This is a genomic window from Burkholderia sp. MSMB2157WGS, from assembly GCF_001532755.1.
Classification (GTDB): Bacteria; Pseudomonadota; Gammaproteobacteria; order Burkholderiales; family Burkholderiaceae; genus Burkholderia.
On the sequence record NZ_LPJG01000027.1, the window covers coordinates 113,856 to 139,814 of the forward strand.

Consider the following 25,959-nt stretch of genomic DNA (forward strand, 5'->3'; position numbering starts at 1 on the left):
CGACTGAATCGTTTCCGGCTGTAACGAATGTAAATCCGTCAGTGCAGCCGGATGCTCGGGAACCGGAACCCGCCCGGCGACGGCGGCGCCACCTGCATGGCCGGCACGTTCGTTTCGCTCGCCGGGTTGGGTGCTTCGGCCGCACCCGACGCCGGCGCAGCAACCGCCGCGCCCGATGCGCCCGCCGGCGCGGCGCCGCCCACCGCGGCCGCGCCCGCCGTACCGGCCGCGCCGGCTGCCGCCGGCGCCGCACCGTCGTCCGGCAGGTCGTACTTCGGCAGCGCGTCGTTGCTCGACGTCGTGGCGGCTTCGCCGCGCGCGTTGTTGATCAGCATCTGGCGACGCTGCAGGTACGCATTGCGTACGAACGAATACTTGTCGAGCGCCGCGGCATCGAGCACGTCGCCCGCGCCCAGCAGGTTCGCACGCGTGTTGACCAGGTTCACGCCGAACAGGCCCCAGCTCAGGCCGTCCGGTTTCACGTAGGTGAGCGGGTTGCCGACATAGTCGACGCCCAGGCCGGCCGTGTCGCGCAGCGTGCTCGGGCCGAGCAGCGGCAGCACGAGGTACGGCCCCGACGGCATGCCGTAGCGGCCCATCGTGATCCCGAAGTCGGCCGTGTGCTTCGGCAGCTTCGCGATCGTCGCGACGTCGAACAGGCCGCCGACGCCGAACACCGTGTTGATCACGACGCGCATGATGTCGCCGACGCCGTCCGCGATCCGCAGCTGCACGATGTTGTTCGCCGCGATGTAGACGTCGCCGATGTTCGAGAAGAAGTTCGTCACGCTGTCGCGCACCGGCTGCGGCACCACGTACTGGTAGCCCTTCGCGACCGGCTTCAGCGCGTACGTATCGACCGTGTCGTTGAACTTGTACATCGTCCGGTTGAAGCCTTCGAGCGGATCGCCCTTGGTCGGCGTCTGCACGGTCGCGCAGCCGCTCAACGCGGCGACTGCCGCTACCGCCAGCGCGGCGTGCCTGATGCGGATCGTGTGCATGTCATTACCCTCTTGTTTTCTCTCGTGTGGTTATTGGCCGGCCGAACCGGACACCGCCGACGCCGGCACCGCCACCGGCGCCGGCGCGGCGGGAGCGGCCGGCGCAGCCGATGCGCCGGCTGCCGGCTTCGCACCGCCCGCGTCGGCTGCCTTGCTGTACAGGAACTGGCCGATCAGGTTCTCGAGCACGATCGCCGACTGCGTCATCGTGATCGTATCGCCGGCCTTCAGCATCTCGGTGTCGCCGCCCGGATCGAGGCCGATGTACTGCTCGCCGAGCAGGCCCGACGTCAGGATCTTCGCGGACGAATCCTTCGGAAACTGGTACTGGCCGTCGACGTCGATCGTGACGACCGCCTGATAGGTGTTCGTATCGAAGCCGATCGACTTCACGCGGCCGACCACGACACCCGCGCTCTTCACGGCCGCGCGCGGCTTCAACCCGCCGATATTGTCGAATTTCATCCTCACCGAGTAGGTCGGCTGAAACGACAGCGAGCTCATGTTGCCGACCTTCAGCGCCAGGAACAGCACCGCAAGGAAGCCCACCACCACGAACAGGCCGACCCAGAAGTCGAGAGCAGTCTTTTTCATCGTCATCCCAAAATTTGGCTTGGCTGAGGCTTAGCTGAACATCAGCGCGGTCAGCAGGAAATCGAGGCCGAGTACGGCGAGCGACGCGAACACGACCGTCTTGGTGGTCGCGCGCGACACGCCTTCGGGCGTGGGCTTCGCTTCATACCCCTGAAACAGTGCAATGAAGGTCACGGCGAAGCCGAACACGATGCTTTTCAGCACGCCGTTGCCGACGTCGGCCCAGACCTGGACGCCGCCCTGCATCTGCGACCAGAACGCACCCGGATCGACGCCGATCAGCACGACGCCGACGAAGTAGCCGCCGAGCACGCCGACCGCGTTGAAGATCGCGGCGAGCAGCGGCATCGCGATGATGCCCGCCCACATGCGCGGCGCGATCACGTTCTTGATCGGGTCGACGGCCATCATCTCGAGCGCGGTGAGCTGCTCGCCGGCCTTCATCAGGCCGATCTCGGCCGTGAGCGACGTGCCCGCGCGGCCCGCGAACAGCAGCGCGGTGACGACGGGCCCGAGCTCGCGCACGAGCGACAGCGCGACCAGCAGGCCGAGCGCCTGCTCGGAACCATAGCGGTTCAGCGTGTAATACCCCTGCAGGCCGAGCACGAAGCCGACGAACAGCCCCGACACGGCGATGATCACGAACGAATAGTTGCCGAGGAAGTGGATCTGCTTCGTGACCAGCCGCGGCCGACGCAGCAGCGGGAAGAATTCCAGCACGAGGCGCACGAACAGGCGCGTGCCGTAGCCCGCCCGCTCGAGGCCGCCGATGACGTAACGTCCGATCGCGCTGATCATGCGCGCCCTCCGCCGAGCCCGAAATCCGCCGCCAGCGGCGGGCTCGTGTAGTGAAATTTGAACGGGCCGTCCGGCGCGCCGTCGATGAATTGCCGCACGCTCGGATCGGTCGACGCGCGCAGCTCGTCGGGCGTGCCCTGCGCGAGCACGCCGCCATTGGCCAGAAAATACACGTAGTCGGCGATCGCGAACGATTCCGGCACGTCGTGCGTGACGAGGATAGACGTCGCGCCGAGCGCCTGGTTCAGCGTGCGGATCAGGTTGGCGGTGATGCCGAGCGAGATCGGATCGAGGCCCGCGAACGGCTCGTCGTACATGATGAGCTGCGGATCGAGCGCGATCGCGCGCGCCAGCGCGATGCGGCGCGCCATCCCGCCCGACACCTCGGACGGCATCAGGTCGCGCGCGCCGCGCAGCCCGACCGCGTTCAGCTTCATCAGCACCAGATCGCGGATCAGGTCTTCGGGCAGGTCGGTATGCTCGCGCAGCGCGAACGCGACGTTCTCGAACACCGACATGTCGGTGAACAGCGCGCCGAACTGGAACAGCATGCCCATCTTGCGGCGCAGCGCATACAGGCCGTCGCGCGTTTGCGCGCCGACGTCGGCGCCGTCGAACAGCACCTGGCCGCGGCGCGCCCGCACGAGGCCGCCGATCAGGCGCAGCACGGTGGTCTTGCCGCAACCCGAGCCGCCCATGACCGCGACGACCTGCCCACGCCCGAAGCGCAGATTCAGGTTGGACAGGACGAGGCGATCGCCGTAGCCGAAGTCGACGTCGCGAAGTTCCAGCAGGGTCTCGGTAGGAGTGGGGCTCACGGAGCTGACAGTCCTTTTACGCAGAACGCCGAATTATAGGGCCTGCATTGGAATGATGTCGTGACGCCGTTCCGGACCCCGCGGTCAATGATTGTCAAATTGTCCGGCAAAGCACTGCTGCAGTGCAATAAGCGCGGTCCGATAGTCGGCCGCGCCCGTGACCGCGCTGACCACGGCGACGCTGCCGACGCCCGTCGCCAGCACGGCCGGCAGCGTGTCGATCCCGACCCCGCCGATCGCGACGAGCGGCACCCGCGCGCCCGCGAGGCGCGCGTAGCGGGCAATTCGCGCGAGCCCCTGCGGCGGCGCGGCGACCGCCTTGGTCGCGGTCGCGTACACGGGGCCGAGCGCGAGGTAGCTCGGCCGCTCGTGCAGTGCCCGCAATATCTCGTAGTAACCGTGGCTCGAAAGTCCGAGCCGCAGGCCCGCGCGCGCGATCGCGGCCAGATCGGCCGTTTCGAGGTCCTCCTGGCCGAGATGTACGCCGTACGCCCCCTCTTCTACGGCGATCTGCCAGTGATCGTTGATGAACACACGCGCATCGGGATAACGGCGCCCGGCCGCGACCGCGCGCGCGATTTCGCGGCGCAGCGCGTCCGGCGTCGCGTCTTTCACGCGCAATTGCACGGTTCGCGCGCCGCCGTCGAGCACGCGCTCGACCCATTCGGCGCTCGGCACGACCGGATAGAGGCCGAGCTGCGCGGGGCACGCCGCGAACGCGGGCGCCGGCGCCGGCGGCAGCCCGGCGACGCGCGGGAATTGCGCGGCATCGACCGGCCACGCGTCGACGGCGCGCGTCTCGTCGCCGTCGCGCCACGCCAGCGCGAGCACCAGCGCGTCGACCGGCGCGAAGCCGCAATCGAGGAACGCGGCGAGCGCCGCGATCCAGTCGTCCGCGAGCGGATGCGCGGCGTCGAGCGCGTAGCGCACGCCGGCCGCATGCAGCACGGCGCCCTGCTCGTCGAATTCGATCGCCACCGCCGCCGGCGACGCCGGCCGCGATACGGCCGATGCACGCGCCTGCGCGGCGCGATCGCCGGCCGACACGATCAGCACGTCGCCGTCGGCCGGCACGTCGGGCGCCGCCACGCAGAGCCGCCACGGCGCCGTGCCGTCCGGCCAGTCGCCGAGCCGCGCGCGAATCCGCTCGGCCGCTTCGGCCAGTTCGTCGGCCGGCGGCCAGAACGCATCGGCGAAGCGCGCGCTCATGCGCCGCCCCCGTCCTGGTGCCAGAACGGCATCCCGACGACCGGCGTGCTTGCGTGCGCGGTTTCGCGCGCGTCCATCGGACCGGCGAGATACGCGGCGCGGCCGGCCTCGGCGCCCTGCGCAAACGCGCGCGCCATGATCTCCGGGTGCGTGGCCTGTGAGACGGCCGTATTCAGCAGCACGCCGTCGAAGCCCCACTCCATCACCTGGCACGCGTGCGACGGCACGCCGAGCCCCGCGTCGACGATCAGCGGCACGTCCGGCAGCCGCTCGCGCAGCACGCGCAGGCCGTACGGGTTCACGACGCCCTTGCCGGTGCCGATCGGCGCGCCCCACGGCATCAGCGCCTCGCAGCCGACGTCGAGCAGGCGCCTGCCGATCACGAGATCCTCGGTGCAGTACGGCAGCACCTTGAAGCCGTCCTTGATCAGTTGCGCGGCGGCTTCGATCAGTCCGACCGGGTCGGGTTGCAGCGTGTAGTCGTCGCCGATCAGTTCGAGCTTGATCCAGTCGGTGTCGAATACCTCGCGCGCCATGTGCGCGGTCGTCACGGCTTCGGCGACGGTCTGGCAACCGGCCGTGTTCGGCAGCAGCGGCACCGCGTGGCGCTTGAGCAGATCGAAGAAGCCGGCTTCGGCCGTGCCGCCCGTCATCTGGCGGCGCAGCGCGACCGTCACCATCCCGGGGCGCGACGCGGCGATCGAATCGGACAGCGACTGCAGCGACGGATAGCGCGACGTGCCGAGCAGCACGCGGCTGGCGAAAGTGGCGCCGTATAGCGTGAGCGCGTCGGCGGAGGTGTGGGACGTCATGTCGTTTTCCTGGAAGAGCGGGGCGAAACGGCGGCGCTCAGCCGCCTGCGACGGGATGCACGACGTCGAGCCTGTCGCCCGCCGCGAGTGCGCGCGCCGCATGCTGCGTGCGCGCGACGAAGTTGCCGTTCAGCGCCACCGCGTACGGCGGACGCGCGCCGTACGCGGCAAGCGCGTCGGCCACCGTCGCGCCGTCGGGCAACGTCAGGGTCTGTTGATTGATCTGGATATCCATGAGGCTGGGTCGGATTCGGTCGGCGGCGCGCGTCAGGCCGGCTGGCGCGCGTCGTTGCGGTGATGGAGCAGCGTCGGCCAGCGTGCGGCGTCGCGCCATGCGGCGAACGCGTCGGCATCGCCGAGCGAGCCGCCGAGCGCGGCCTGCGCGAATGCGACGGCCGCCTGCGCGACTTCCGGCGCGATCATGAAGCCGTGCCGGTACAGGCCGTTGACGGCGAGCGTCGATGCGCCGTCCCAGATCACCGCCGGGCGATGATCGGGCAGCGTCGGCCGGCACTGCGCGTTGAGTTCGAGAATGCGTGCCTCGCCGAACGCCGGATGCACGGAAAACGCCGCGCTCAGCAGTTCGAGCGCCGAGCGCACGCTGACGGGCGACATGTCTTCGCCCTCCACCTCGGTCGCGCCGATCACGTAGAGATCGTCCTGCTTCGGCGCGATGTACAGCGGGTAACGCGGATGCAGCAACCGCACGGGCCGGGTGAGCCCGATGCCCGGCGCATGCACGCGCGCGACTTCGCCGCGGATGCCGCGCAGCGCGGGCAGCGCGGATTTCGCGCCGAGCCCGCGGCAATCGATCGTGACATGCGCGGCAGGCCGGTTCGCGTCGTCGACCGACGCGTGCCAGTGCAGCGCGACGCCGCGCTCGGCGAGGCCCGCGGCGAGCGCGCGCAGCGCCTGGCGGTTGTCGAGCTGCCCTTCGCGCGGCAGCATCAGCCCGCGCGCGAAGCGGCCCGCGAGCGCGGGTTCGGCCGCGTCGACCTGCGCGCCGGCGAGCGTCATGAAGCCGCCGTCGAACAGCTCGGCCGGCGCGTTCGCGCGGACGCGCCGCTCGAACAGCGGCGCCTCCGCGCGGTCCGCGTGATGCCAGACGACGAGCGTGCCGCGATGCTGGAAAAAGACGGGTTCGGGCAGTTCCGCGAGCCACTGCGGCCAGCGCGCGAGCGATGCGACGCCGAGCTCGGTGATCAGCCGTTCCGCACTCGCCGCTTCCGCGAGCGGCGCGAGCATCGCGGCCGCGATCCACGCGGCCGACTGCTCGCCGTCCGGGCCGCCGCGCTCGTAGAGCGCGACGCGATGCCCGTCGCCCGCGAGCCGCCACGCGATCAGGCGGCCGACGAGGCCGCCGCCGAGCACCGCGAAATCGGGCCGTGCATCGCGGACGTTCATCGCGCGCCCTCCGCGCGGCCACGCGCGACGGACGCCGACGCGCCGCCGCATGCGAACGCACGCGACATCGGGCCGGGAACCATGCAAAAGACTGAGGATTGTGCGGTCATCATTCCTTCCGTAACGCGCAATGCGCGTACCCAAAGGACGAAACCGGCAGCAAAGGCCGGCCGGGCGGGACTCGGGCGCTGACCATGTGGGATGGCGGCCAGCGCGGCCCGGCGGGATCAGAAACTTCCCTCGCCGGTATTACCCGGATCGGGTGCGAAGGGTCTTTCTCAGCCTCGCCGCGCTGCCTGGAACATCTGCCGGCCGCGCCACGAAGCACCCCTGTTTCGTCGTCGGCCATTAGACCATAAAAGCGGAAAGCGCCGCAAACTGTCCCCCTTGCGGCAAATTCGCCGGCGCGCCGCGCCGCTCTGGCACAATGCCCGCAGGCCGGCCGCGCGAGCGGCCGGTTGCCGCGTCACCGCCGGTTTTTAAGTGCCGTTTAAGACGCACGGGCGACCATCCGGACGCCCGCCGTCAGTCGGCGCCGCGCCCCGGCATGCCGTATCGCGGCGCGCGCCCGGTTTCGCCCGGCCCGCGCGCCGGCTCATCATCAGGAAGCACATGACCCAATCGATCGATCCCGTCCGCTCCGCCTCCGACGCGCCGCAGGACGAGCGCCCGGTATCCGCATGGAGCCTCATCAAGCCCTACTGGGTATCGTCCGAATGGAAAATCGCGTGGGGGCTGCTGATCACGATCATCGCGATCAACCTCTGCGTGGTCTGGATCAACGTCCGGCTGAACAAGTGGAACGCGCAGTTCTACAACGCGCTGCAGTCGAAGGACGTCCACGACTTCCCGAATCTGCTGATGCAGTTCTCCGCGCTCGCCTTCGGGTTCATCATCCTCGCCGTGTACGGCCGCTACCTGCGGCAGATGCTCGGCTTTCGCTGGCGCCAGTGGCTCACCGACCGCTTTCTCGGCCAGTGGCTCGGCGATCGCGCGTTCTACCGGATCGAGCGCGACCGCCTCGCGGACAACCCCGACCAGCGGATCACCGACGACCTCCAGTCGTTCGCGACCACGACGCTCGCGCTGTCGCTCGACCTGCTGTCGACGGTCGTCACGCTCGTGTCGTTCATCACGATCCTGTGGTCGCTCGCCGGCGCGCTGACGTTCACGCTCGGCGCGACGCCGATCGCGATTCCCGGCTACATGGTGTGGGCGGCCGCGCTGTACGCGGTGGTCGGCTCGCTGATCATCCAGAAGGTCGGCCATCCGCTCGTGTCGATCAACTACCAGCAGCAGCGCGTCGAGGCCGATTTCCGCTTCGGGCTGATCCGCGTGCGCGAGAACGCCGAGCAGATCGCGTTCTACGACGGCGAAAAGACCGAGACCGGCAACGCGCAGACCCTCTTCATGCGTATCCGCGACAACTGGTGGCGCGTGATGAAGTACACGAAGCGGCTCACGTTCGTGCTGAGCTTCTACGGGCAGATCGCGATCATCTTCCCGCTCGTCGTCGCCGCACCGCGCTACTTTGCAGGCGCGTTCTCGTTCGGCGTGCTGATGCAGATATCGTCCGCGTTCGGCACCGTCAGCGATTCGTTCTCGTGGTTCATCAACAGCTACTCGACCCTCGTCGAATGGCGCGCCACCGTCAACCGTCTGCGTGAATTCAAGCGCGTGATGGGCACGTCGCACCTGAAGGAAAGCCTGTCGCCCGCGACCGAGCGCGGCGGCATCAACCTGCACTACATCGACGCGGCGAAGCTGTCCACGTCGTCGCTCAAGCTCGCGCTGCCGAACGGCAACGCGCTCGCGAACATCGGCGACGTCACGATCGAACCCGGCTCGCGCTGGCTCGTGGTCGGCAAGTCCGGATCCGGCAAGAGCACGTTCATGCGCGCGCTCGCGGGCCTGTGGCCGTTCGGCGACGGCGCGATCGATGCGCCGGTCGGCGCGCGGATGATGTTCGTGCCGCAGACGAGCTATTTGCCGATCGGCACGCTGAAGGCCGCGCTCACCTACCCGGCGACGCCCGACACGTTCAGCGACGAAGCGTGCCGCGATGCGCTGCGCGCGTGCCGCCTCGAGGATTACGTCGAGCGCCTCGACGAAACCGCGCACTGGACCCGCGTGCTGTCGCCCGGCGAGCAACAGCGCCTGGCCGGCGCCCGCGTGCTGCTGCACAAGCCCGACTTCCTGTTCCTCGACGAAGCGACCAGCGCGCTCGACGCCGACAACGAAGCCCGCCTCTATCACCTGTTCGCCGAACGGCTGCCGAAGGCCGCGATCGTCAGCATCGCGCACCGCGAATCGCTGGCCGCGTTCCACGGCGGCACGATCAACGTCGAACGCGCGAACAGCGACGACAAGGTCGCCGCGTGAGCGCACGCGCCGCGCACATCGCGCGGATCGCGCTGATCACCGGCGCAGGTTCGGGGATCGGCGCGGCGCTCGCGCGTCGACTCGCGGCGCCCGGCGTCGCGCTGGCGCTGCATGCGCGCGGCGCGGACCCGGCAGCCCGCGCACGCGTCGCCGACGTCGCCGACCGATGTACGGCAGCGGGCGCGCAATGCGTGACGCTCACCGGCGATCTCGCCGAGGCGGGCGTCGCCACCGCGCTCGTCGACGCCACTGCCGCCCGCTTCGGCGGGCTCGACCAGCTCGTCGCCAACGCCGGCTTCGCCGCGCGGCAATCCTTTTCCGACCTCTGCGCGGACGCGCTCGCATCCGCCTTCGCGACGATGCCCGGCGCGTTCTCCGCGCTCGCGGCCCGCGCTCGGCCGCTGCTCGAAGCGTCGACGGCGCCGCGCATCGTCGCGGTCAGCTCGTTCGTCGCGCACCGCTACCGGGCGGACGCCCCGTTCGCGGCGACCGCGGCCGCGAAAGCCGCGCTCGAATCGCTGGTGCGCTCGGCGGCCGCCGAGTTCGCCGCGTGCGGCATCACCGTCAATGCGGTCGCGCCCGGCTTCACGCGCAAGGACCACGGCCCGAGCGCGGACAATGCGGCCGCTTGGGCCCGCGCCGAACAGGCGACGCCGCTCGGCCGGATCGCCGAACCCGACGACGTCGCCGCGCTGATCGCGTTCCTGCTGTCGGACGCGGCGCGGCAGATCACCGGCCAGGTCATCCATGTGGACGGCGGCCTGACGCTCTGACGCGAGCGCGTGCCGGCCGTGCCGGCGCGCAGGTCGCCGCCGACGCCCGCATGGCGCTCACGCACGATCGAGCGTCGCTCCTGGCCGAACGCCCATCCCCGCGCCGCCGCGCAAGCACCCGCACGCACGTTTTTGGCGCCCTTCATCCCGCCCGTAAAATAGTCGCCGTACGGCAGCGCGATACGAGAGACGATACAAGAGGGGGCGGCACGCATGCAGGCATTCCAGTGGTTCAACGAATTGTCGACGCGCGAGCGCCGGACGCTGTACGCCGGATTCGGCGGCTATGCGGTCGATGCGTTCGACTTCATGATCTATTCGTTCCTGATTCCGACGCTGATCGCCACCTGGGGCATGACGAAGAGCGAGGCCGGGATGATCGCGACGAGTTCGCTGATCTCGTCGGCGATCGGCGGCTGGGTCGCCGGCATCCTCGCCGACCGCTACGGCCGCGTGCGCGTGCTGCAGTGGACGATCGCGACGTTCGCGCTGTTCACGTGCCTGTCCGGTTTCACGCATTCGTTCTGGCAGCTCCTGGCGACGCGCACGCTGCAGGGTTTCGGCTTCGGCGGCGAATGGTCGGTCGTGACGATCATGATGGCCGAGACGATCCGCTCGCCCGAGCATCGCGCGAAGGCCGTCGGCACCGTGCAGAGCAGCTGGTCGTTCGGCTGGGGCGCAGCCGCGGTCCTGTACTGGGCGTTCTTCGCGCTGCTGCCCGAGCAGCTCGCGTGGCGCGCGTGCTTCTGGATCGGCATCGCGCCCGCGCTGTGGATCCTGTACATCCGCCGCAACGTCAGCGATCCCGACATCTACACGGCCACGCGCCGCGCCCGCGACGAAGGCCGCGTGTCGGGCCACTTCCTCGAGATCTTCGCGCCGGCGCACCTGCGCGCGACGCTGTTCGGCAGTGCGCTGTGCACCGGCATGCTCGGCGGCTACTACGCGATCACGACGTGGCTGCCCACCTACCTGAAAACCGTGCGCCACCTGTCGGTGTTCAACACGAGCGGCTATCTCGTCGTGCTGATCGTCGGCTCGTTCGTCGGCTACGTGGTCGGCGCGATCCTGTCCGACCGGCTCGGCCGCCGCGCGTCGTTCATCCTGTTCGCGATCGGCTCGTTCTCGCTCGGCATGGCCTACACGATGCTGCCGATCACCGATACCGCGATGCTGCTGCTCGGCTTCCCGCTCGGCATCGTCGTGCAGGGCATCTTCGCGGGCGTCGGCGCGTATCTGTCGGAGCTGTATCCGGGCGCGATCCGCGGCTCGGGCCAAGGCTTCTGCTACAACCTCGGCCGCGGGCTCGGCTCGTTCTTCCCGATCCTGGTCGGATCGCTGTCGCAGTCGATGTCGCTCGTGAAGGCGATCGGCCTCGTCGCGGGCGGCGGCTACCTGCTGGTGATCGTCGCCGCGCTCGTGCTGCCGGAAACGCGCGGCAAGTCGCTCGCCGACGATCCGGCCATCGCATCGTAAGCACCCTGCCCGTTCGGGAACCCGCATGCACGTGATCGTTCTCGGCGCCGGCGTGATCGGCGTCACCACTGCCTGGCACCTGCGCGAAGCAGGCTGCGACGTCACCGTGATCGAACGCGAGACCGATGTCGCGCAAGCGACGAGCCTCGGCAACGCGGGCGTGATCGCGCCCGGCTACGTGACGCCGTGGGCCGCGCCCGGGATGCCCGGCAAGATCCTCAAATACCTGTTCAAGCCCGCGTCGCCGCTGATCTTCCGGCCGACGCTCGATGCCGCGCAGTGGCGCTGGATCGCGCGCTGGCTACGCGAATGCGAGTTCGAGCGGTTCCGCGTGAACAAGCAGCGGATGCAGCGCATCGCGTATTACAGCCGCGCGTGCCTGCATGCGTTTCGCGAGCGTCATCCGTTCGACTATGGTGCGAGCCGCGGCTACCTGCAGTTGCTGCGCGGCGCATTCGACGTCGAGATGGTGCAGCCGGCGCTGAAGGTGCTGCGCGACGCCGGCATCGCGTTTCGCGAACTCGACGCCGCCGGCTGCACCGCGATCGAGCCCGGCTTGCGCTGGGCGCGACAGGCCCCCGTCGGCGGCATCTACCTGCCCGACGACGAAGCCGGTGACTGCGCGCGCTTCACGCGCGAACTGCGGGCGCTGTGCAAAGCGAACGGCGTGACGTTCCGATTCCGCACCGCGATTCATGCGCTCGACGTCGTGGGCGGCAAGGTGCGCGGCGTGCGGGTACGCGCGGCCGGAACGGATGGCCGCTCGCCGCGCGATGAAAGCGCGGGCATCGACACGGCGGGCGCCGGCTTGCATGGCGGGGGGCGGCCCGACCACCCGGCGTCGGACCGCGCCGCGTCGGCCGGCACCCTGCCGCGCGACATGCTGCTTGCGGCCGACGCGATCGTGGTCGCGCTCGGCGTCGACAGTGCCGCCCTGCTGCGGCCGCATGGCATCGACGTGCCGCTGTATCCGGTGAAAGGCTACTCGGCGACGCTCGCGGTCGTCGACGACGAAAAGGCGCCGCGCGCCGCGCTGATGGACGAATCGCTGAAGACCGCGATCACGCGCTTCGGCCCGACGCTGCGCGTCGCGGGCACCGCGGAACTCGGCAACCGGCACGCGGCGCTGCGGCAGCAGGCGCTCGATACGCTGATGAAGGTGCTCGACGACTGGTTTCCGCACGCGGCCGAGCGCGCATCCGCGCGCTTCTGGGTCGGCCGCCGCCCGATGACGCCCGACGGGCCGCCGCTGCTGGGGGCGAGCCGCATCGACGGACTGTGGCTGAACGTCGGTCACGGGTCGACCGGCTGGGCGATGTCGATGGGATCGGGGAAGGTGCTGGCGGATCTCGTCACGGGGCGGGAACCGGAGATCGATTTGTCGGGGCTGACGCTCGCGCGCTACGAGCGCTAGGCAGGACGCCGGGCGACGTGCGCGGCACGATGCAGAGCGGCACGTCGGCATCCGAAACGATCGGGAGGGCAGCCTTCAACGATTCGCCGGACGCGCCGGGACCGCTCAACGCACCGCCGCGTCGTCCGCCCGCGCAATCGGCACCGACACGATCGGCCGGTGCGACACGCCTTCGTGCGACAACCGGCTTTCGAACAGCGTGAGCGCGTCGAACCGCAGTGCGACGGCACGCCCCACCGCACCGCCGTGCGCCGGCTGGCCGACCGCGTCGTGCGGCAGCCGCGCGAGCGTCACGTGCGGGCGGAACGGCCGCCGATCGGCCGGCACGCCGAGCTCGCGCAGCAGCGCCGCGAGCCCCGCATACAGCGCGACGCAAGCGGCGTCGGCCGCGAGTTCCGCAACGATCAGCCTCGCGCGCGGCGGGCTCGGCCACCACGCGATCCGCTCGACCGGCAACGACGGCAACGCGTGCGCGGCCGCGAGCGCGGGCAGATGCGCGGCCAGCGCGTCGCACCGTTCCCGCTCGATCGCGCCGACGAACGCGAGCGTCACGTGCAGTTGCGCGGGCAGCGTGCGCCGCGCGCCACGGGTGACCGGCAACGCGTGCAGCGCGTCGCGCGACGCCGTATCGGGCATCAGCGCGACGAACGCACGGAGCCGGTCGCCGTTCATGACTCGCTCACGGCGGCGCGCGGCGCGTTCGATGCGTCGGCCGACGCCGGACGCTGCGGCAGCGGGCCGTGCTCGCCCCACACGTCGCCGGGCAGCACGTTCGCGAGTTCGGGAATCGTGTTGCGCGTGAACACCGGGTCGGCGACGCCCGCCGCGCGCTGGCGGCGATAGTCGGCCCACGCGGCGTGCGCGTACTTGCCGAGCGCGAGGATCGCGATCAGGTTGATGATCGCCATCAGCCCCATGCTCGTATCGGCCATCGCCCATACGAGCGGCAGTTGCCCGACGCTGCCGAACATCACCATGCCGAGCACCGCGACGCGGAACAGCGGCAGCACGCCGCGCCGCTTCGTGATGAATTCGACGTTGCCTTCCGCATACGCGTAGTTGCCGATCACCGACGAATACGCGAAGAAGAAAATCGCGAATGCCATGTAGATGCCGCCCCAGTCGCCGACGTGGCTCGCGATCGAGCGCTGCGTGAGCGCCGCGCCTTCCATGCCGGTACCGAGCTCGTACTGGCCCGACAGCAGGATCACGAACGCGGTCGCGCTGCAGATCACGATCGTGTCGACGAACACGCCGAGCATCTGGATCAACCCCTGCACCACCGGATGGCGCGTGCTGGCGGTCGCCGCCGCATTCGGCGCGCTGCCCATGCCGGCTTCGTTCGAGAACAGCCCGCGCTTCACGCCCATCGCGACCGCCTGGCTGACGGCATAGCCCGTCAGCCCGCCCGCCGCCTGCTCGAGGCCGAACGCGCTTTTCACGATCAGCGCGATCACGCCCGGCACCAGCGCGATGTGCGTCGCGACCGCATAGACCGCGAGCGCGAGATAACCGATCGCCATCACGGGCACGATCACCTGCGCGACCGCCGCGATCCGGCGGATGCCGCCGAAGATGATCGGCGCGGTCAGCAGCACGAGCCCGAGACCGACGCTCGCGCGGCTCCAGCCGAACGACGTGTCGAACGCGTCGGCGATCGCATTGGCCTGCACCGCGTTGAACACGAAGCCGAACGCGAGGATCAGCGACAGCGAGAACAGCACGCCGAAGCCGCGCGAGCGCAGGCCCGTCTGGATGTAGTACGCGGGGCCGCCGCGATAACTGCCGTCCGCGTGCGACACCTTGAAGATCTGCGCGAGCGTCGCCTCGACGAACGCGGACGACATACCGACGAGCGCCGTCATCCACATCCAGAAGATCGCGCCCGGCCCGCCGACCGTCAGCGCGACCGCGACGCCCGCGATGTTGCCGGTGCCGACGCGGCTCGCGAGCCCGGTCGCGAACGCCTGGAACGACGAAATGCTGCCCGGTTCGCCCTTGCTGCCGACCAGCTTGATGCTGAGGAACAGCGCCTTCAGCTGGATCATCCGGAATCGCAACGTGAACCACATGCCCACGCCGAGCAGCAGCGCGATCAGCACGTAATTCCACAACACGCCGTTGACGGCGTCGACCAGCCCTTGCACGAGTGCTTCCATCCAGAGTCCTTGTAAATAGCGTCAGTCATGTGCGACGACCGCGAACGCGGCCCCGAGGGGCGACATGATATGACAGTTTTCAAGGAATATTACAAAACGAAAGATTCGAGATAGCAGGAGATCCCGGTGAATGCCGTCAGGTTAGGCGATGCTTGGCGAAAAGCGTGGGGAAAACAGCATGGCCAGGCCACCGGGAGGGACGACGACGCCATGAGCGTCGGATCACCTGCCACGCGCGTCGACGCGTCTCGTCGGCGACACGACCAAGGTGATGTGACCGACGGCAACCGACCACAAGATGCGCGCGTGCCGGCCCGTCCGAGTAATCCGCTAAAACGACGGCACTCTTGCTCACTCGCTACATCGTTCGCATCATGCTTGGTCTTATCGCGACAGCCGTCGCCCTGGTCTTGTTATTTCTTGTCATCGTCGGGATTGCCAGATACGAGAGGGATGAAGGCAGTTGCCCAGATGCTCCGGCCGAAGAGCTCGAGGCCAAAATTCTCGCATTCGCCAAAGAACAAGACGTAGAGATGGATGAAGTCGAATTCGTCGGCAAGCCCCGCTATTATGCGGACAAGCTGGGCTGGTGGGCATTCGACCTAAAGTCGCGCGACGGAAACTACGTGGCATCGATCGATTGCGACCGTCGCATCACGGGTTTCGGGAAAATTCAGAAGCTTCCCTTGGAATCGGCGAAGCCGACACAATGACATCGCTTGACCGCACGCCTTGGGCGTATGCCGTCGACTCAGCCGCCTCACCGCCGACTGTCGCAAAAAAACGGGCGCCCTTTCGGACGCCCGTTTTGCACCGAAACCCGCTCGCGCCGATACTCAGCGCGGCAATTCCGAATGCCCCATCAGGTACGCATCGACCGAGCGCGCGCACTGGCGGCCTTCGCGGATCGCCCACACCACGAGCGACTGGCCGCGTCGCATGTCGCCTGCCGCGAACACCTTGTCGACCGACGTGTAGTACGAACGATCGCCTTCGGTCGCCGCACGCGCGTTGCCGCGCGCATCCTTCGCGACGCCGAATGCGTCGAGCACCGGCGCGGCCGGCTGCGTGAAGCCCATCGCGAGCAGCACGAGATCGGCCTTCATTTCGAATTCGGAACCCGGCACTTCCTGCATCTTGCCGTCCTTCCACTCGACACGCACCGCGATCAGCTTCTCGACCTTGCCGTTCTTGCCTTCGAGACGCTTCGTCGCGACCGCCCAGTCGCGCTCGCAGCCTTCCTCGTGCGACGACGACGTGCGCAGCTTGATCGGCCAGTACGGCCACACGAGCGGCTTGTTCTCCTCTTCCGGCGGCTGCGGCAGCAGTTCGAACTGCGTGACCTGCTTCGCGCCGTGACGGTTCGACGTGCCGACGCAGTCCGAACCCGTATCGCCGCCGCCGATCACGATCACGTGCTTGCCCTTCGCGAGCAGTTGGTCGACCAGCTTGTCGCCCGCATTCACGCGGTTCTGCTGCGGCAGGAAGTCCATCGCGAAATGAACGCCCGCGAGCTCGCGGCCCGGCACCGGCAAATCGCGCGGCGTTTCCGAACCGCCGGCGATCACGACCGCGTCGAATTCTTCCTTCAGCGTGTCCGGCGAAATGGTTTCCTTCGCGAGGCTGCCGATCGACTCGGGCAGCGGATCCTTGCCGATGAACACGCTCGTGCGGAACGTCACGCCTTCCGCTTCCATCTGCCGCATGCGGCGATCGATCAGCCACTTCTCAAGCTTGAAATCAGGGATCCCGTAACGCAGCAGGCCGCCGATGCGGTCGTTCTTCTCGAACACCGTCACGTCGTGGCCCGCTCGCGCGAGCTGCTGCGCGGCCGCGAGCCCCGCGGGGCCCGAACCGACGATCGCGACCTTCTTGCCGGTCTTGTGCTCGGCCGGCAGCGGCTTCACCCAGCCTTCCGCCCAGGCCTTGTCGATGATCGCGTGCTCGATCGACTTGATGCCGACCGGGTCGTCGTTGATCCCCAGCGTGCACGCCGCCTCGCACGGCGCCGGGCAGATGCGGCCCGTGAACTCGGGGAAGTTGTTGGTCGAATGCAGGACTTCGATCGCCTGCTGCCAGTCCTGGCGGTAAACGAGATCGTTGAAGTCGGGAATGATGTTGTTGACCGGGCACCCGTTGTTGCAGAACGGGATGCCGCAATCCATGCAGCGCGCGCCCTGGATCTTCGCGTCCGCGTCGGTCAGCGCCGCGACGAATTCCTTGTAGTGCTTCACGCGCGTGAGCGGTGCTTCGTACGCCTCGTGGCGGCGTTCGAACTCCAGAAAACCGGTTGCCTTGCCCATAAGGTGCTCTTCTGTTCGGTGTATCGGGTGGGGGAGCCGCGCGCGGCAGTCAAGCGCGCGCGGCATTCGCTATGTCGTTCGTCGCTCAGGCGGCCAGCACTTCCTTCGCCGCCTTCTTCGCACCGATCTCGCCCAGCGCGCGCTTGTATTCGTGCGGGAACACCTTCACGAACTGGCGGCGCGCCGCGTCCCAGTTTTCCAGCAGCGACTTCGCGCGCGGCGAACCCGTGAACTGGAAATGACGCTCGACGAGTCCCTTGAGCAGCGCTTCGTCGGTCGTGCCCTCGTGCCAGAGCGCGCGGTCGACCGTGCGCTCCTGCTCGGCCTGCTGCAGCACCGGCTCGAGCGCGACCATCGACTTGTTGCACTTGGCCGCGAACGTGCCTTCCGGATCGTAGATGTACGCGAGACCGCCCGACATGCCGGCCGCGAAGTTGCGCCCGGTCTCGCCGAGCACGACGACCGTGCCGCCCGTCATGTATTCGCAACCGTGATCGCCCGTGCCTTCGACGACCGCCGTCGCACCCGAGTTGCGCACGCAGAAGCGCTCGCCCGCCACGCCGCGGAAGAAGGCTTCGCCTTCGATCGCGCCGTACATCACCGTGTTGCCGCAGATGATGTTTTCCTCGGACTTGCCGCGGAAGTCGTTGGTCGGACGGATGATGATCCGGCCGCCCGACAGCCCCTTGCCGACGTAGTCGTTGCCGTCGCCGACGAGGTCGAGCGTCACGCCCTTCGCGAGGAACGCACCGAAGCTCTGGCCGGCCGTGCCCTTCAGCTGGATGTGCACCGCGTCGTCGGCCAGGCCGTCGTGGCCGTGCTTCTTCGCGATCACGCCCGACAGCATCGCGCCGACCGTCCGGTTCACGTTGCGCACCGGCTGGATGAACGACACATGCTCGCCGTTCTCGATCGCGGCCTTCGCCTTCTCGATCAGCACGTGGTCGAGCGCGCGCTCGAGGCCGTGATCCTGCACGTCGACGTGACGCCGTGCGACGTCCTCGCATTCTTCCGGCTGGTAGAACACGCGCGAGAAGTCGAGGCCCTTCGCCTTCCAGTGCTCGATGCCCTTGCGCGTATCGAGCAGGTCGGCGCGGCCGATCAGGTCGTCGAACTTCGCGATGCCGAGTTGCGCCATGATCTCGCGCACTTCCTCGGCGACGAAGAAGAAGTAGTTCACGACGTGCTCGGGCTGGCCCTTGAACTTCGCACGCAGCACCGGATCCTGCGTCGCGACGCCGACCGGGCACGTGTTCAGGTGGCACTTGCGCATCATGATGCAGCCTTCGACGACGAGCGGCGCCGTCGCGAAGCCGAATTCGTCCGCGCCGAGCAGCGCGCCGATCACGACGTCGCGGCCCGTCTTCATCTGGCCGTCGGCCTGCACGCGGATGCGGCCGCGCAAGCGGTTCAGCACCAGCGTCTGCTGCGTTTCGGCGAGGCCGAGTTCCCACGGCGTGCCCGCGTGCTTCACCGACGACAGCGGCGACGCGCCCGTGCCGCCGTCGTGGCCGGCGATCACGACGTGGTCGGCCTTCGCCTTCGCGACGCCGGCCGCGACCGTGCCCACGCCCACTTCCGACACGAGCTTCACCGAAATGCTCGCCACCGGGTTCACGTTCTTCAGGTCGTGGATCAGTTGCGCCAGATCCTCGATCGAGTAGATGTCGTGGTGCGGCGGCGGCGAGATCAGGCCGACGCCCGGCACCGAGTAACGCAGCTTGCCGATATAGTCGGACACCTTGTGGCCCGGCAGCTGGCCGCCTTCCCCCGGCTTCGCGCCCTGCGCCATCTTGATCTGGATTTGGTCGGCCGAGGCGAGGTACTCGGCGGTGACGCCGAAGCGGCCCGACGCGACCTGCTTGATCTTCGAGCGCAGCGAATCGCCGTCCTTCAGCGGAATGTCGCTGACGATCTCGTCGCCGATCACCGACTTCAGCGTCTCGCCCGACTTGATCGGAATGCCGCGCAGTTCGTTGCGGTAGCGCTTCTGGTCCTCGCCGCCTTCGCCGGTGTTCGACTTGCCGCCGATCCGGTTCATCGCGACCGCGAGCGTCGCGTGCGCTTCGGTGCTGATCGAACCGAGCGACATCGCGCCCGTCGCGAAACGCTTGACGATCTCCTTCGCCGGCTCGACGTCGTCGATCGGGATCGCCTTGGTCGGCTCGACCTTGAACTCGAACAGGCCGCGGAACGTCATGTGACGCTTGGTCTGGTCGTTGATCAGGTGCGCGTATTCCTTGTACGTCTGGTACGAGTTGCTGCGCGTCGCGTGCTGCAGCTTCGCGATCGAATCCGGCGTCCACATGTGGTCTTCGCCGCGCACGCGGTACGCGTACTCGCCGCCCGCGTCGAGCATGTCGCGCAGGACCGGGCTGTCGCCGAACGCGTCGCGGTGCAGGCGGATCGCTTCTTCCGCGACTTCGAACAGGCCGATGCCGCCGACCTTCGACGCCGTGCCCTTGAAGTACTTCTCGACGAGGTCGCTCGACAGACCGAGCGCTTCGAAGATCTGCGCGCCGGTGTACGACATGTACGTCGAGATGCCCATCTTCGACATCACCTTCTGCAGGCCCTTGCCGACCGCCTTCGTGAAGTTGTAGACGGCCTTCTCCGGCGACAGGTCGCCCGGCAGGCCTTCGGCCATCTTCGCGAGCGTTTCCATCGCGAGGTACGGGTGCACGGCTTCCGCACCGTAGCCCGCGAGCAGCGCGAAGTGGTGCGTCTCGCGCGCGGAGCCCGTCTCGACGACGAGGCCCGTGCTGGTGCGCAGCCCTTGCTGGACGAGGTGCGTGTGGATCGCCGACGTGGCGAGCAGCGCCGGAATCGCGACGTGCTCGGCGTCGGTCTTGCGGTCCGACACGATCAGGATGTTGTAGCCCGACTTCACCGCGTCGACGGCTTCGGCGCACAGCGACGCGAGGCGCGCCTCGATGCCTTCCTTGCCCCACGCGACCGGGTAGCAGATGTTCAGTTCGTACGCGCTGAACTTGCCGCCCGTGTACTGGTCGATCGCGCGGATCTTCGCGATGTCCTTGAAGTCAAGCACCGGCTGCGACACTTCGAGCCGCATCGGCGGGTTGATGTTGTTCGTGTCGAGCAGGTTCGGCTTCGGGCCGATGAACGACACGAGCGACATCACCATGTTCTCGCGGATCGGGTCGATCGGCGGGTTCGTGACCTGCGCGAACAGCTGCTTGAAGTAGTGATAGAGCGTCTTGTTCTTGTTCGACATCACCGCGAGCGGCGAGTCGTTGCCCATCGAGCCGACGGCCTCTTCGCCCTGCTGCGCCATCGGCGCCATCAGGAACTTCAGGTCCTCCTGCGTATAGCCGAACGCCTGCTGGCGATCGAGCAGCGCGGCGCCCGGCGTGCGGCCGGCCGCGACTTCCTCGGCCTTCGGCTCGATCTCGTCGAGCTTGATGCGCACCGCGTCGATCCAGCTCTTGTACGGCTTCGCGTTCGCGAGGTTGTCCTTCAGTTCCTTGTCGTCGATGATGCGGCCGTGTTCCATGTCGATCAGGAACATCTTGCCCGGCTGCAGGCGCCACTTCTTGACGATCTTCGATTCGGGGATCGGCAGCGTGCCGGCTTCCGACGCCATGATGACGAGGTCGTCGTCGGTCACGATGTAGCGCGCGGGGCGCAGCCCGTTGCGGTCGAGCGTCGCGCCGATCTGGCGGCCGTCGGTGAACGCGATCGCGGCCGGGCCGTCCCATGGCTCCATCATCGCGGCGTGGTATTCGTAGAACGCGCGGCGGTTCTCGTCCATCAGCGTGTGCTGTTCCCACGCTTCCGGGATCATCATCATCACCGCGTGCACGAGCGGGTAGCCGGCCATCACCAGCAGTTCGAGACAGTTGTCGAACGAGGCGGTATCCGACTGGCCCGGGTAGATCAGCGGCCACAGCTTCGGCAGATCGTCGGCGAGCACGTGCGACGCGATCGCGCCGGTACGCGCGTTCAGCCAGTTCACGTTGCCCTTCACGGTGTTGATCTCGCCGTTGTGCGCGATCATCCGGTACGGGTGAGCCAGCTCCCACGCCGGGAACGTGTTGGTCGAGAAGCGCTGGTGCACGAGCGCGAGCGCCGACACGACGCGCGGGTCCTGCAGGTCGCGGTAGTACACGCCGACCTGGCCCGCCAGCAGCAGCCCCTTGTAGACGACCGTGCGCGCCGACATCGACGGCACGAAGTATTCCTTGCCGTGCTTGAGCTTCAGCGCCTGGATGCGGTGGCTCGCCGTCTTGCGGATCACGTACAGCTTCCGCTCGAGCGCGTCCGTCACCATGATGTCCTTGCCGCGGCCGATGAAGATCTGGCGGATCAGTGGCTCGCTCGCCTTCACCGTCGGCGAGATCGGCATCGCATGGTCGACCGGCACGTCGCGCCAGCCGAGCACGACCTGGCCTTCGGCCTTCACCGTACGCTCGAGTTCCTGCTCGCACGCGAGACGCGATGCGTTCTCCTTCGGCAGGAAGATCATTCCGACCCCATATTCGCCGGCCGGCGGCAGGTTCACGCCCTGCTTCGCCATTTCCTCGCGATAGAACGCGTCCGGAATCTGGATCAGGATGCCCGCACCGTCGCCCATCAGCGGATCGGCGCCGACCGCGCCGCGGTGATCGAGGTTCTCGAGGATCTTCAGACCCTGCTGAATGATCTCGTGGCTCTTCTTGCCCTTGATGTGAGCGACGAAGCCGACGCCGCAGGCGTCGTGTTCGTTTTGCGGGTCGTACAGACCTTGTGCGGCGGGCACCGCGGCGAGCGGCTGCTGGTGGTCGTTCATGGGGACACCGTCGTAAAGGGGGCCTGGAGGCCGTTGAACCGTATTCTTGTTGCCATCGATCCCGCTCCCGACGGGAGACGGCGCGGCCGACAGTGGTTGGGCAAGCTTCGCCCGGGCCACCGGAATTCGGAATATACGCGACGAATCAAGGGAATAGCAACAAAAACCGCTTGATCGAACCCCAATTAAACGAATGCCTTGATATGGTGCCGTTTTATTGGGGACGTATCGCTTTGGTGCAAAAAGAAGCGGCGCCCGCAGCGCCGCTTCCGGCCCGCCTTTCCGGCCTTATTGCTGGATCGGCGGCGTGTTCTCGCGCACCTTTCTGGGGCGTCCGCGCGGCAACGGCGAAACGCGCCGGTTCGCGGTGCGCGCCGCCCACTCGCGGTAATTCTCGCCGCCGAGCACCCAGCCTTTCAGCGTCGCCTGCTGCAGCTGGTCGGCCTGCCGCTCGTCGAGCGGTTGCTCGCACAGCTCCTTGTACGCGCGCTGGCGGTCGAACGGCGTATTGCCGAGCGCCCAGTAAAGCGGATGGTCGGTGATCAGGCTGTCGACGGTGAGCCCGACGTGATGCCGGTAGCTCGACCACCGATACGCCTCGGGCGTCGCGACGAGCTGCGAGCGCACCGGGCTCATCTCGACCACGCGGCTCGCGAGCAGGAAATAGCGCTCGCCTTCGATCACCGTCGCGCGATAGCGGCCTTCCCACAGGGTGCCGCGCCGCGAATAGCGCCGGTTGAAATGCGCGACGTAGCGGCGGCCGACGGCTTGCATCGCCTTCGGCAGACTCGCCTCGTCGCTCGGCGTCACGAGAAGTTGCACCTGGCGCGGCAGCAGCACGTAGGCATGCACCGACAGGTGATGATCGCGTGCGGCGGCCTTCAGGCAATCGATGAAGAGTTCGTAGTCCTGGTCGTCGACGAACGCGGGTTGCTGATCCAGGCCGCGCAATATTACGTGCTGCGGCTGGTCGGGAACGTAGAGTCGTGCTAACCGTGCCATGCTGAATGTCCGTTTGAACGCGTTAGGAAATACCCGGAGGTCCGAAATTGCGCACCTGCGTAGAATGCCCGTCCCTGCGGCGCGCGTAAGCGTACGGTCGTGCGAATCCTAGGGAGAAAACTCTAACTTACGAGCTTGTTTGGTTTTAAACGCAGTCGTCATAATGAGCACGCCTTTGATCGGAGGAGACACAATGAAACGAAAACTGGCCATTACGGGGGCCGCAGCGCTCGCATTCGCGTTCGCGGGCGGCACGGCACACGCACAATCCGCGGGTGATTTCTACGTCAGCACCGGCTGGTTCCACCTTTCGCCGCAGGACAGCAGCGACCCGCTGTTCGTCTACGGCGTAGGCGGTACGCCCATCAACCAGTCGATTCCCAACACCGGCGCCGGTATCAGCGACGCCGACACGCTTGGGCTCGCAACCGGCTACTTCATCACCGACCATATCTCCACCGAGCTCGTTATGGGGATACCGCCGAAGTTCGACATTACCGGCAAGGGTCAGTTCGAAAGATTCGGCGTACTCGGCCGCGCGTACCAGTGGAGCCCCGCCGTACTGCTCCGCTACCACTTCAACGACGCCAACGCGAAGTTCCGTCCGTATGTCGGCATCGGCGCGACGTATGTCTGGTTCACCGGCGCGAAAATCACGAACGGCAGCTTCGAGAACGGCGTGCTCGGCGGCCCCACCAGCGCGACGACGAGCAACCAGTGGGCCCCCGTCTTCAACGCTGGGTTCACGTACAACTTCACGAAACACTGGTTCGCGGGCCTGTCGCTCTCGTACATCCCCGTCAGCGTGACCGCGACCTTCACGACGGCCCGCCGGACGCCGGTCGGGACGCTGACGGAAACGTCGAAGGCCCACATCTCGCTGAACCCGATCGTCACGTACCTGAACGTCGGCTACCGTTTCTAAGCGTAGTCGAATATTTGGGGAATGGTTAATCCTGCTGCAATTTGTAGCGGATTTTTCGTGGCGTAACGTCTCCACGATGCAAAACGCCCCGGCGGGCCTCCCGTCGGGGCGTCGTTTTTTCGCGTCGGGCACGTTCCGGGCAAGGGTTTTACCGGACGCCGCCGCGGTCGGGGCCGCGGTCGTGGCCGTCAGACGACGTCGATGTCGTCCAGCGCATCGGGCGCGATCAGGTCGATGCGGTCGGTGCAGACCGCGTCGACGCCCCAGCGCGCGAGTTCGCGCGCCCGTTCGAGGTCGTTCACCGTGTAAACCAGGATGCGCAGCCCGGCGGCCTTGATCGCGCGCACGAGCGGTTCGTCGAGGCGGGTGTGGTCTGCATGCAACGACACGCAGCCGAGCGCGTCGACGACCTGCGCATGCCAGTCGTCCGGCACGACTTCGTAGAGCATTCCGCGCGGCAGCGCCGGCGCGGACGCGCGCGCCTGTTGCAGTGCGTCGAACGAGAACGACGACAGCAGCGGCGCCACCGCGGCATCGCGCCAGTACGCGGCCGCGTCGGCCGCCACGCGCCGCCCCGTTTCGCGCTCGCGCCCCGGGCACGGCTTGATCTCGACGTTCGCGGCCAGCCCGTGCGCGATGCAGCGCGCCGCCGCGGCCTCGAGCGTCGGCATCCGTTCGCCCGCGAAGCGCGCATCGCGCCACGCGCCCGCGTCGAGCGCGGCCAGCGCCGCATAACGCATGCCCGCCGCCGCGCCGTGGCCGTTCGACGTCCGGTCGACGGTATCGTCGTGCAGCAGGAACGTCACGTCGTCAGCCGACAGCTTCGCGTCGAACTCGACCATCCGGTGACCGCGCCGCGCGCCTTCGTCGAGCGCGGCAAGCGTGTTCTCCGGCGCGAGCGTGCCACCGCCGCGATGGGCGACGACGCGCGGATAGGGCCAGTCGGTGCGGATCGTCATCGTCGGTCTCCCGGCAGTCGGACGGTTTCAGCCGGCGCGCTTGCCGGTTTCGGGATCGAAGAAATGCAGCCGGTGCGCGGGCAACGCCGCCGCCAGCGCGGTGCCACGCGCGGGACGGTCCGCGTGCGGCAGGCGCACCGCGACGTCGTGATCGCCCCAGCGGCCGTGCGCGAGATTGTCCGCGCCGAGCAGCTCGCACGAATCGACCGGCAGCGTCGCCTGCGCGACGCCCGGCTGCGGCGTCATGTGTTCGGGACGCACGCCGAGCACCCAGTCGCGCCCGGCGGCGATTTCGCGGCCGATGCCCGGCGCGCCGGCGACCGGCAGCGCGGGGCCGCCGCCCGCGACCGTGAAGGTCGCGCCGTCTTCCGACAGCCGGCCGTGCAGCAGGTTCATCGCCGGCGAGCCGATGAAGCCCGCGACGAACACCGTCGCCGGCTTTTCGTACACGTCGACCGGCGCGCCGATCTGTTCCGCGTAACCGCGGTTCATCACGATCACGCGCTGCGCGAGCGTCATCGCCTCGATCTGGTCGTGCGTCACGTACACGCTCGTCGTCGCGAGCCGCGCGTGCAGCCGCTGGATCTCGAGCCGCATCTGCACGCGCAGCTTCGCGTCGAGGTTCGACAACGGCTCGTCGAACAGGAACACCGACGGCTCGCGCACGATCGCGCGCCCCATCGCGACGCGCTGCCGCTGGCCGCCCGACAACTCGCGCGGCCGCCGCGCGAGCAGCGGCTCGAGCTCGAGGATCTTCGCGGCCGCGGCCACCCGCGCATCGATCGTCGCGCGCTCGATGCCGCGGATCTTCAGCCCGTAGCCCATGTTCTGCGCGACCGTCATGTGCGGATACAGCGCGTAGTTCTGGAACACCATCGCGATGTCGCGATCCTTCGGCTCCAGCGTGTTGACGACCCGGTCGCCGATCGCGATCTCGCCGTCCGTCACCGACTCGAGCCCCGCGATCATCCGCAGCAACGTCGACTTGCCGCAGCCCGACGGGCCGACCAGCACGATGAATTCGCCGTCGGCGATCTCCACGTCAATGCCGTGCAGCACGTGCTGCTTGCCGTCGTAGGATTTCCTGACGCCCTTCAAGCTCAGTGCAGCCATACCTGGTCCTTCTCCCGGTTACCGTCGG

At 68.0% G+C, this 25,959-nt stretch carries 21 protein-coding genes and 1 riboswitch; of the genes, 6 read left to right on the top strand and 15 right to left on the bottom strand.

The features are described from left to right. Positions 1-38 precede the first annotated feature (38 nt). The 8 genes from WT53_RS17350 to WT53_RS17385 form a co-directional block, all read right to left on the bottom strand. Entirely contained in the window at positions 39-1,001 is a 963-nt protein-coding gene (locus WT53_RS17350) for a VacJ family lipoprotein (protein ID WP_034209769.1), read from the bottom strand. 30 nt (positions 1,002-1,031) lie between these two features. Continuing rightward, positions 1,032-1,601 (bottom strand): outer membrane lipid asymmetry maintenance protein MlaD, encoded by a 570-nt coding sequence (mlaD, locus tag WT53_RS17355; RefSeq protein WP_060260818.1) that lies wholly within the window; start codon positions 1,599-1,601, stop codon positions 1,032-1,034. A 24-nt stretch (positions 1,602-1,625) separates the two neighbouring features. Then, on the bottom strand, positions 1,626-2,393 hold the full coding sequence (gene mlaE / locus WT53_RS17360; RefSeq protein ID WP_034209767.1) for a lipid asymmetry maintenance ABC transporter permease subunit MlaE: 768 nt from the start codon (positions 2,391-2,393) through the stop codon (positions 1,626-1,628). Beyond that, positions 2,390-3,211, bottom strand: a complete 822-nt coding sequence (locus tag WT53_RS17365) for an ABC transporter ATP-binding protein (RefSeq protein ID WP_006477138.1) — start codon at positions 3,209-3,211, stop codon at positions 2,390-2,392. Before WT53_RS17365 ends, mlaE begins: the two co-directional genes overlap by 4 nt. Positions 3,212-3,295: 84 nt before the next feature. Continuing rightward, positions 3,296-4,420 carry a thiamine phosphate synthase gene (thiE, locus tag WT53_RS32530; protein WP_082727506.1) on the bottom strand — a complete coding sequence of 375 codons (1,125 nt, stop codon included), beginning with the start codon at positions 4,418-4,420 and terminating at the stop codon, positions 3,296-3,298. Next, entirely contained in the window at positions 4,417-5,232 is an 816-nt protein-coding gene (locus tag WT53_RS17375; RefSeq protein WP_060260819.1) for a thiazole synthase, read from the bottom strand. The genes thiE and WT53_RS17375 overlap by 4 nt, the downstream gene beginning before the upstream one ends. Positions 5,233-5,269: 37 nt before the next feature. Continuing rightward, complete coding sequence (thiS, locus tag WT53_RS17380) at positions 5,270-5,467, bottom strand: sulfur carrier protein ThiS (protein WP_006488534.1); 198 nt, start codon at positions 5,465-5,467, stop codon at positions 5,270-5,272. Positions 5,468-5,499: 32 nt separating this feature from the next. Next, on the bottom strand, positions 5,500-6,636 hold the full coding sequence (locus tag WT53_RS17385; protein ID WP_060260904.1) for an FAD-dependent oxidoreductase: 1,137 nt from the start codon (positions 6,634-6,636) through the stop codon (positions 5,500-5,502). Positions 6,637-6,854: 218 nt separating this feature from the next. Beyond that, positions 6,855-6,978: riboswitch (TPP riboswitch) on the bottom strand. A gap of 270 nt (positions 6,979-7,248) precedes the next feature. Between WT53_RS17385 and WT53_RS17390 the strand changes: the two genes are divergently transcribed. The 4 genes from WT53_RS17390 to WT53_RS17405 all read left to right on the top strand — a co-directional run bounded on the left by WT53_RS17390 (position 7,249) and on the right by WT53_RS17405 (position 12,681). Then, a complete protein-coding gene (locus WT53_RS17390; RefSeq protein ID WP_060260823.1) occupies positions 7,249-9,018 on the top strand; it encodes an ABC transporter ATP-binding protein/permease in 1,770 nt (589 codons plus the stop codon). After that, entirely contained in the window at positions 9,015-9,791 is a 777-nt protein-coding gene (locus tag WT53_RS17395; protein ID WP_060260826.1) for an SDR family NAD(P)-dependent oxidoreductase, read from the top strand. The genes WT53_RS17390 and WT53_RS17395 overlap by 4 nt, the downstream gene beginning before the upstream one ends. Before the next feature lie 213 nt (positions 9,792-10,004). Then, positions 10,005-11,267: an MFS transporter gene (locus tag WT53_RS17400; protein WP_060260830.1), complete on the top strand. Its 1,263-nt coding sequence runs from the start codon at positions 10,005-10,007 to the stop codon at positions 11,265-11,267. A 25-nt stretch (positions 11,268-11,292) separates the two neighbouring features. Beyond that, positions 11,293-12,681, top strand: coding sequence for a D-amino acid dehydrogenase (locus WT53_RS17405; protein WP_060260833.1), 1,389 nt, complete (start codon positions 11,293-11,295; stop codon positions 12,679-12,681). Between the two features lie 105 nt (positions 12,682-12,786). On the opposite strand, the gene thpR is transcribed toward WT53_RS17405, so the two are convergent. Beyond that, entirely contained in the window at positions 12,787-13,353 is a 567-nt protein-coding gene (gene thpR / locus WT53_RS17410) for an RNA 2',3'-cyclic phosphodiesterase (protein ID WP_060260837.1), read from the bottom strand. Beyond that, positions 13,350-14,840 carry a sodium:alanine symporter family protein gene (locus WT53_RS17415; protein ID WP_060260840.1) on the bottom strand — a complete coding sequence of 497 codons (1,491 nt, stop codon included), beginning with the start codon at positions 14,838-14,840 and terminating at the stop codon, positions 13,350-13,352. The genes thpR and WT53_RS17415 overlap by 4 nt, the downstream gene beginning before the upstream one ends. A gap of 347 nt (positions 14,841-15,187) precedes the next feature. Between WT53_RS17415 and WT53_RS17420 the strand changes: the two genes are divergently transcribed. Continuing rightward, the gene (locus WT53_RS17420; RefSeq protein WP_257127844.1) at positions 15,188-15,553 is read left to right on the top strand and encodes a hypothetical protein; all 366 of its coding nucleotides are present in this window, start codon (positions 15,188-15,190) and stop codon (positions 15,551-15,553) included. A gap of 123 nt (positions 15,554-15,676) precedes the next feature. Here the strand turns inward: WT53_RS17420 and WT53_RS17425 are convergent, their stop codons facing one another. From WT53_RS17425 to WT53_RS17435, 3 genes are all read right to left on the bottom strand, one after another. After that, positions 15,677-17,143 carry a glutamate synthase subunit beta gene (locus WT53_RS17425; RefSeq protein WP_034209758.1) on the bottom strand — a complete coding sequence of 489 codons (1,467 nt, stop codon included), beginning with the start codon at positions 17,141-17,143 and terminating at the stop codon, positions 15,677-15,679. Positions 17,144-17,228: 85 nt separating this feature from the next. Next, positions 17,229-21,932 carry a glutamate synthase-related protein gene (locus tag WT53_RS17430; protein WP_060260844.1) on the bottom strand — a complete coding sequence of 1,568 codons (4,704 nt, stop codon included), beginning with the start codon at positions 21,930-21,932 and terminating at the stop codon, positions 17,229-17,231. A 288-nt stretch (positions 21,933-22,220) separates the two neighbouring features. After that, positions 22,221-22,934: a transposase gene (locus tag WT53_RS17435; RefSeq protein ID WP_027783329.1), complete on the bottom strand. Its 714-nt coding sequence runs from the start codon at positions 22,932-22,934 to the stop codon at positions 22,221-22,223. Positions 22,935-23,127: 193 nt separating this feature from the next. Here WT53_RS17435 and WT53_RS17440 point away from each other — a divergent pair, with 193 nt between their 5' ends. Continuing rightward, the gene (locus tag WT53_RS17440) at positions 23,128-23,859 is read left to right on the top strand and encodes an OmpW family protein (protein WP_034209756.1); all 732 of its coding nucleotides are present in this window, start codon (positions 23,128-23,130) and stop codon (positions 23,857-23,859) included. A gap of 188 nt (positions 23,860-24,047) precedes the next feature. On the opposite strand, the gene ugpQ is transcribed toward WT53_RS17440, so the two are convergent. Together ugpQ and WT53_RS17450 are read right to left on the bottom strand one after the other, a co-directional pair. Further along, positions 24,048-24,818, bottom strand: coding sequence for a glycerophosphodiester phosphodiesterase (ugpQ, locus tag WT53_RS17445; protein ID WP_059827568.1), 771 nt, complete (start codon positions 24,816-24,818; stop codon positions 24,048-24,050). Between the two features lie 27 nt (positions 24,819-24,845). Continuing rightward, a complete protein-coding gene (locus tag WT53_RS17450; RefSeq protein WP_034209754.1) occupies positions 24,846-25,931 on the bottom strand; it encodes a sn-glycerol-3-phosphate import ATP-binding protein UgpC in 1,086 nt (361 codons plus the stop codon). Positions 25,932-25,959: the final 28 nt, after the last annotated feature.

Excerpts from the sequence above, each read along its gene's own strand:
- WT53_RS17350 (WP_034209769.1), bottom strand. The coding sequence starts at position 1,001 with ATGCACACGATCCGCATCAGGCACGCCGCGCTGGCGGTAGCGGCAGTC.
- mlaD (WP_060260818.1), bottom strand. The coding sequence starts at position 1,601 with ATGACGATGAAAAAGACTGCTCTCGACTTCTGGGTCGGCCTGTTCGTG.
- mlaE (WP_034209767.1), bottom strand. The coding sequence starts at position 2,393 with ATGATCAGCGCGATCGGACGTTACGTCATCGGCGGCCTCGAGCGGGCG.
- thiE (WP_082727506.1), bottom strand. The coding sequence starts at position 4,420 with ATGAGCGCGCGCTTCGCCGATGCGTTCTGGCCGCCGGCCGACGAACTG.
- WT53_RS17375 (WP_060260819.1), bottom strand. The coding sequence starts at position 5,232 with ATGACGTCCCACACCTCCGCCGACGCGCTCACGCTATACGGCGCCACT.
- thiS (WP_006488534.1), bottom strand. The coding sequence starts at position 5,467 with ATGGATATCCAGATCAATCAACAGACCCTGACGTTGCCCGACGGCGCG.
- WT53_RS17385 (WP_060260904.1), bottom strand. The coding sequence starts at position 6,636 with ATGAACGTCCGCGATGCACGGCCCGATTTCGCGGTGCTCGGCGGCGGC.
- WT53_RS17390 (WP_060260823.1), top strand. The coding sequence starts at position 7,249 with ATGACCCAATCGATCGATCCCGTCCGCTCCGCCTCCGACGCGCCGCAG.
- WT53_RS17400 (WP_060260830.1), top strand. The coding sequence starts at position 10,005 with ATGCAGGCATTCCAGTGGTTCAACGAATTGTCGACGCGCGAGCGCCGG.
- WT53_RS17405 (WP_060260833.1), top strand. The coding sequence starts at position 11,293 with ATGCACGTGATCGTTCTCGGCGCCGGCGTGATCGGCGTCACCACTGCC.
- thpR (WP_060260837.1), bottom strand. The coding sequence starts at position 13,353 with ATGAACGGCGACCGGCTCCGTGCGTTCGTCGCGCTGATGCCCGATACG.
- WT53_RS17415 (WP_060260840.1), bottom strand. The coding sequence starts at position 14,840 with ATGGAAGCACTCGTGCAAGGGCTGGTCGACGCCGTCAACGGCGTGTTG.
- WT53_RS17425 (WP_034209758.1), bottom strand. The coding sequence starts at position 17,143 with ATGGGCAAGGCAACCGGTTTTCTGGAGTTCGAACGCCGCCACGAGGCG.
- WT53_RS17430 (WP_060260844.1), bottom strand. The coding sequence starts at position 21,932 with ATGAACGACCACCAGCAGCCGCTCGCCGCGGTGCCCGCCGCACAAGGT.
- WT53_RS17435 (WP_027783329.1), bottom strand. The coding sequence starts at position 22,934 with ATGGCACGGTTAGCACGACTCTACGTTCCCGACCAGCCGCAGCACGTA.
- WT53_RS17440 (WP_034209756.1), top strand. The coding sequence starts at position 23,128 with ATGAAACGAAAACTGGCCATTACGGGGGCCGCAGCGCTCGCATTCGCG.
- ugpQ (WP_059827568.1), bottom strand. The coding sequence starts at position 24,818 with ATGACGATCCGCACCGACTGGCCCTATCCGCGCGTCGTCGCCCATCGC.
- WT53_RS17450 (WP_034209754.1), bottom strand. The coding sequence starts at position 25,931 with ATGGCTGCACTGAGCTTGAAGGGCGTCAGGAAATCCTACGACGGCAAG.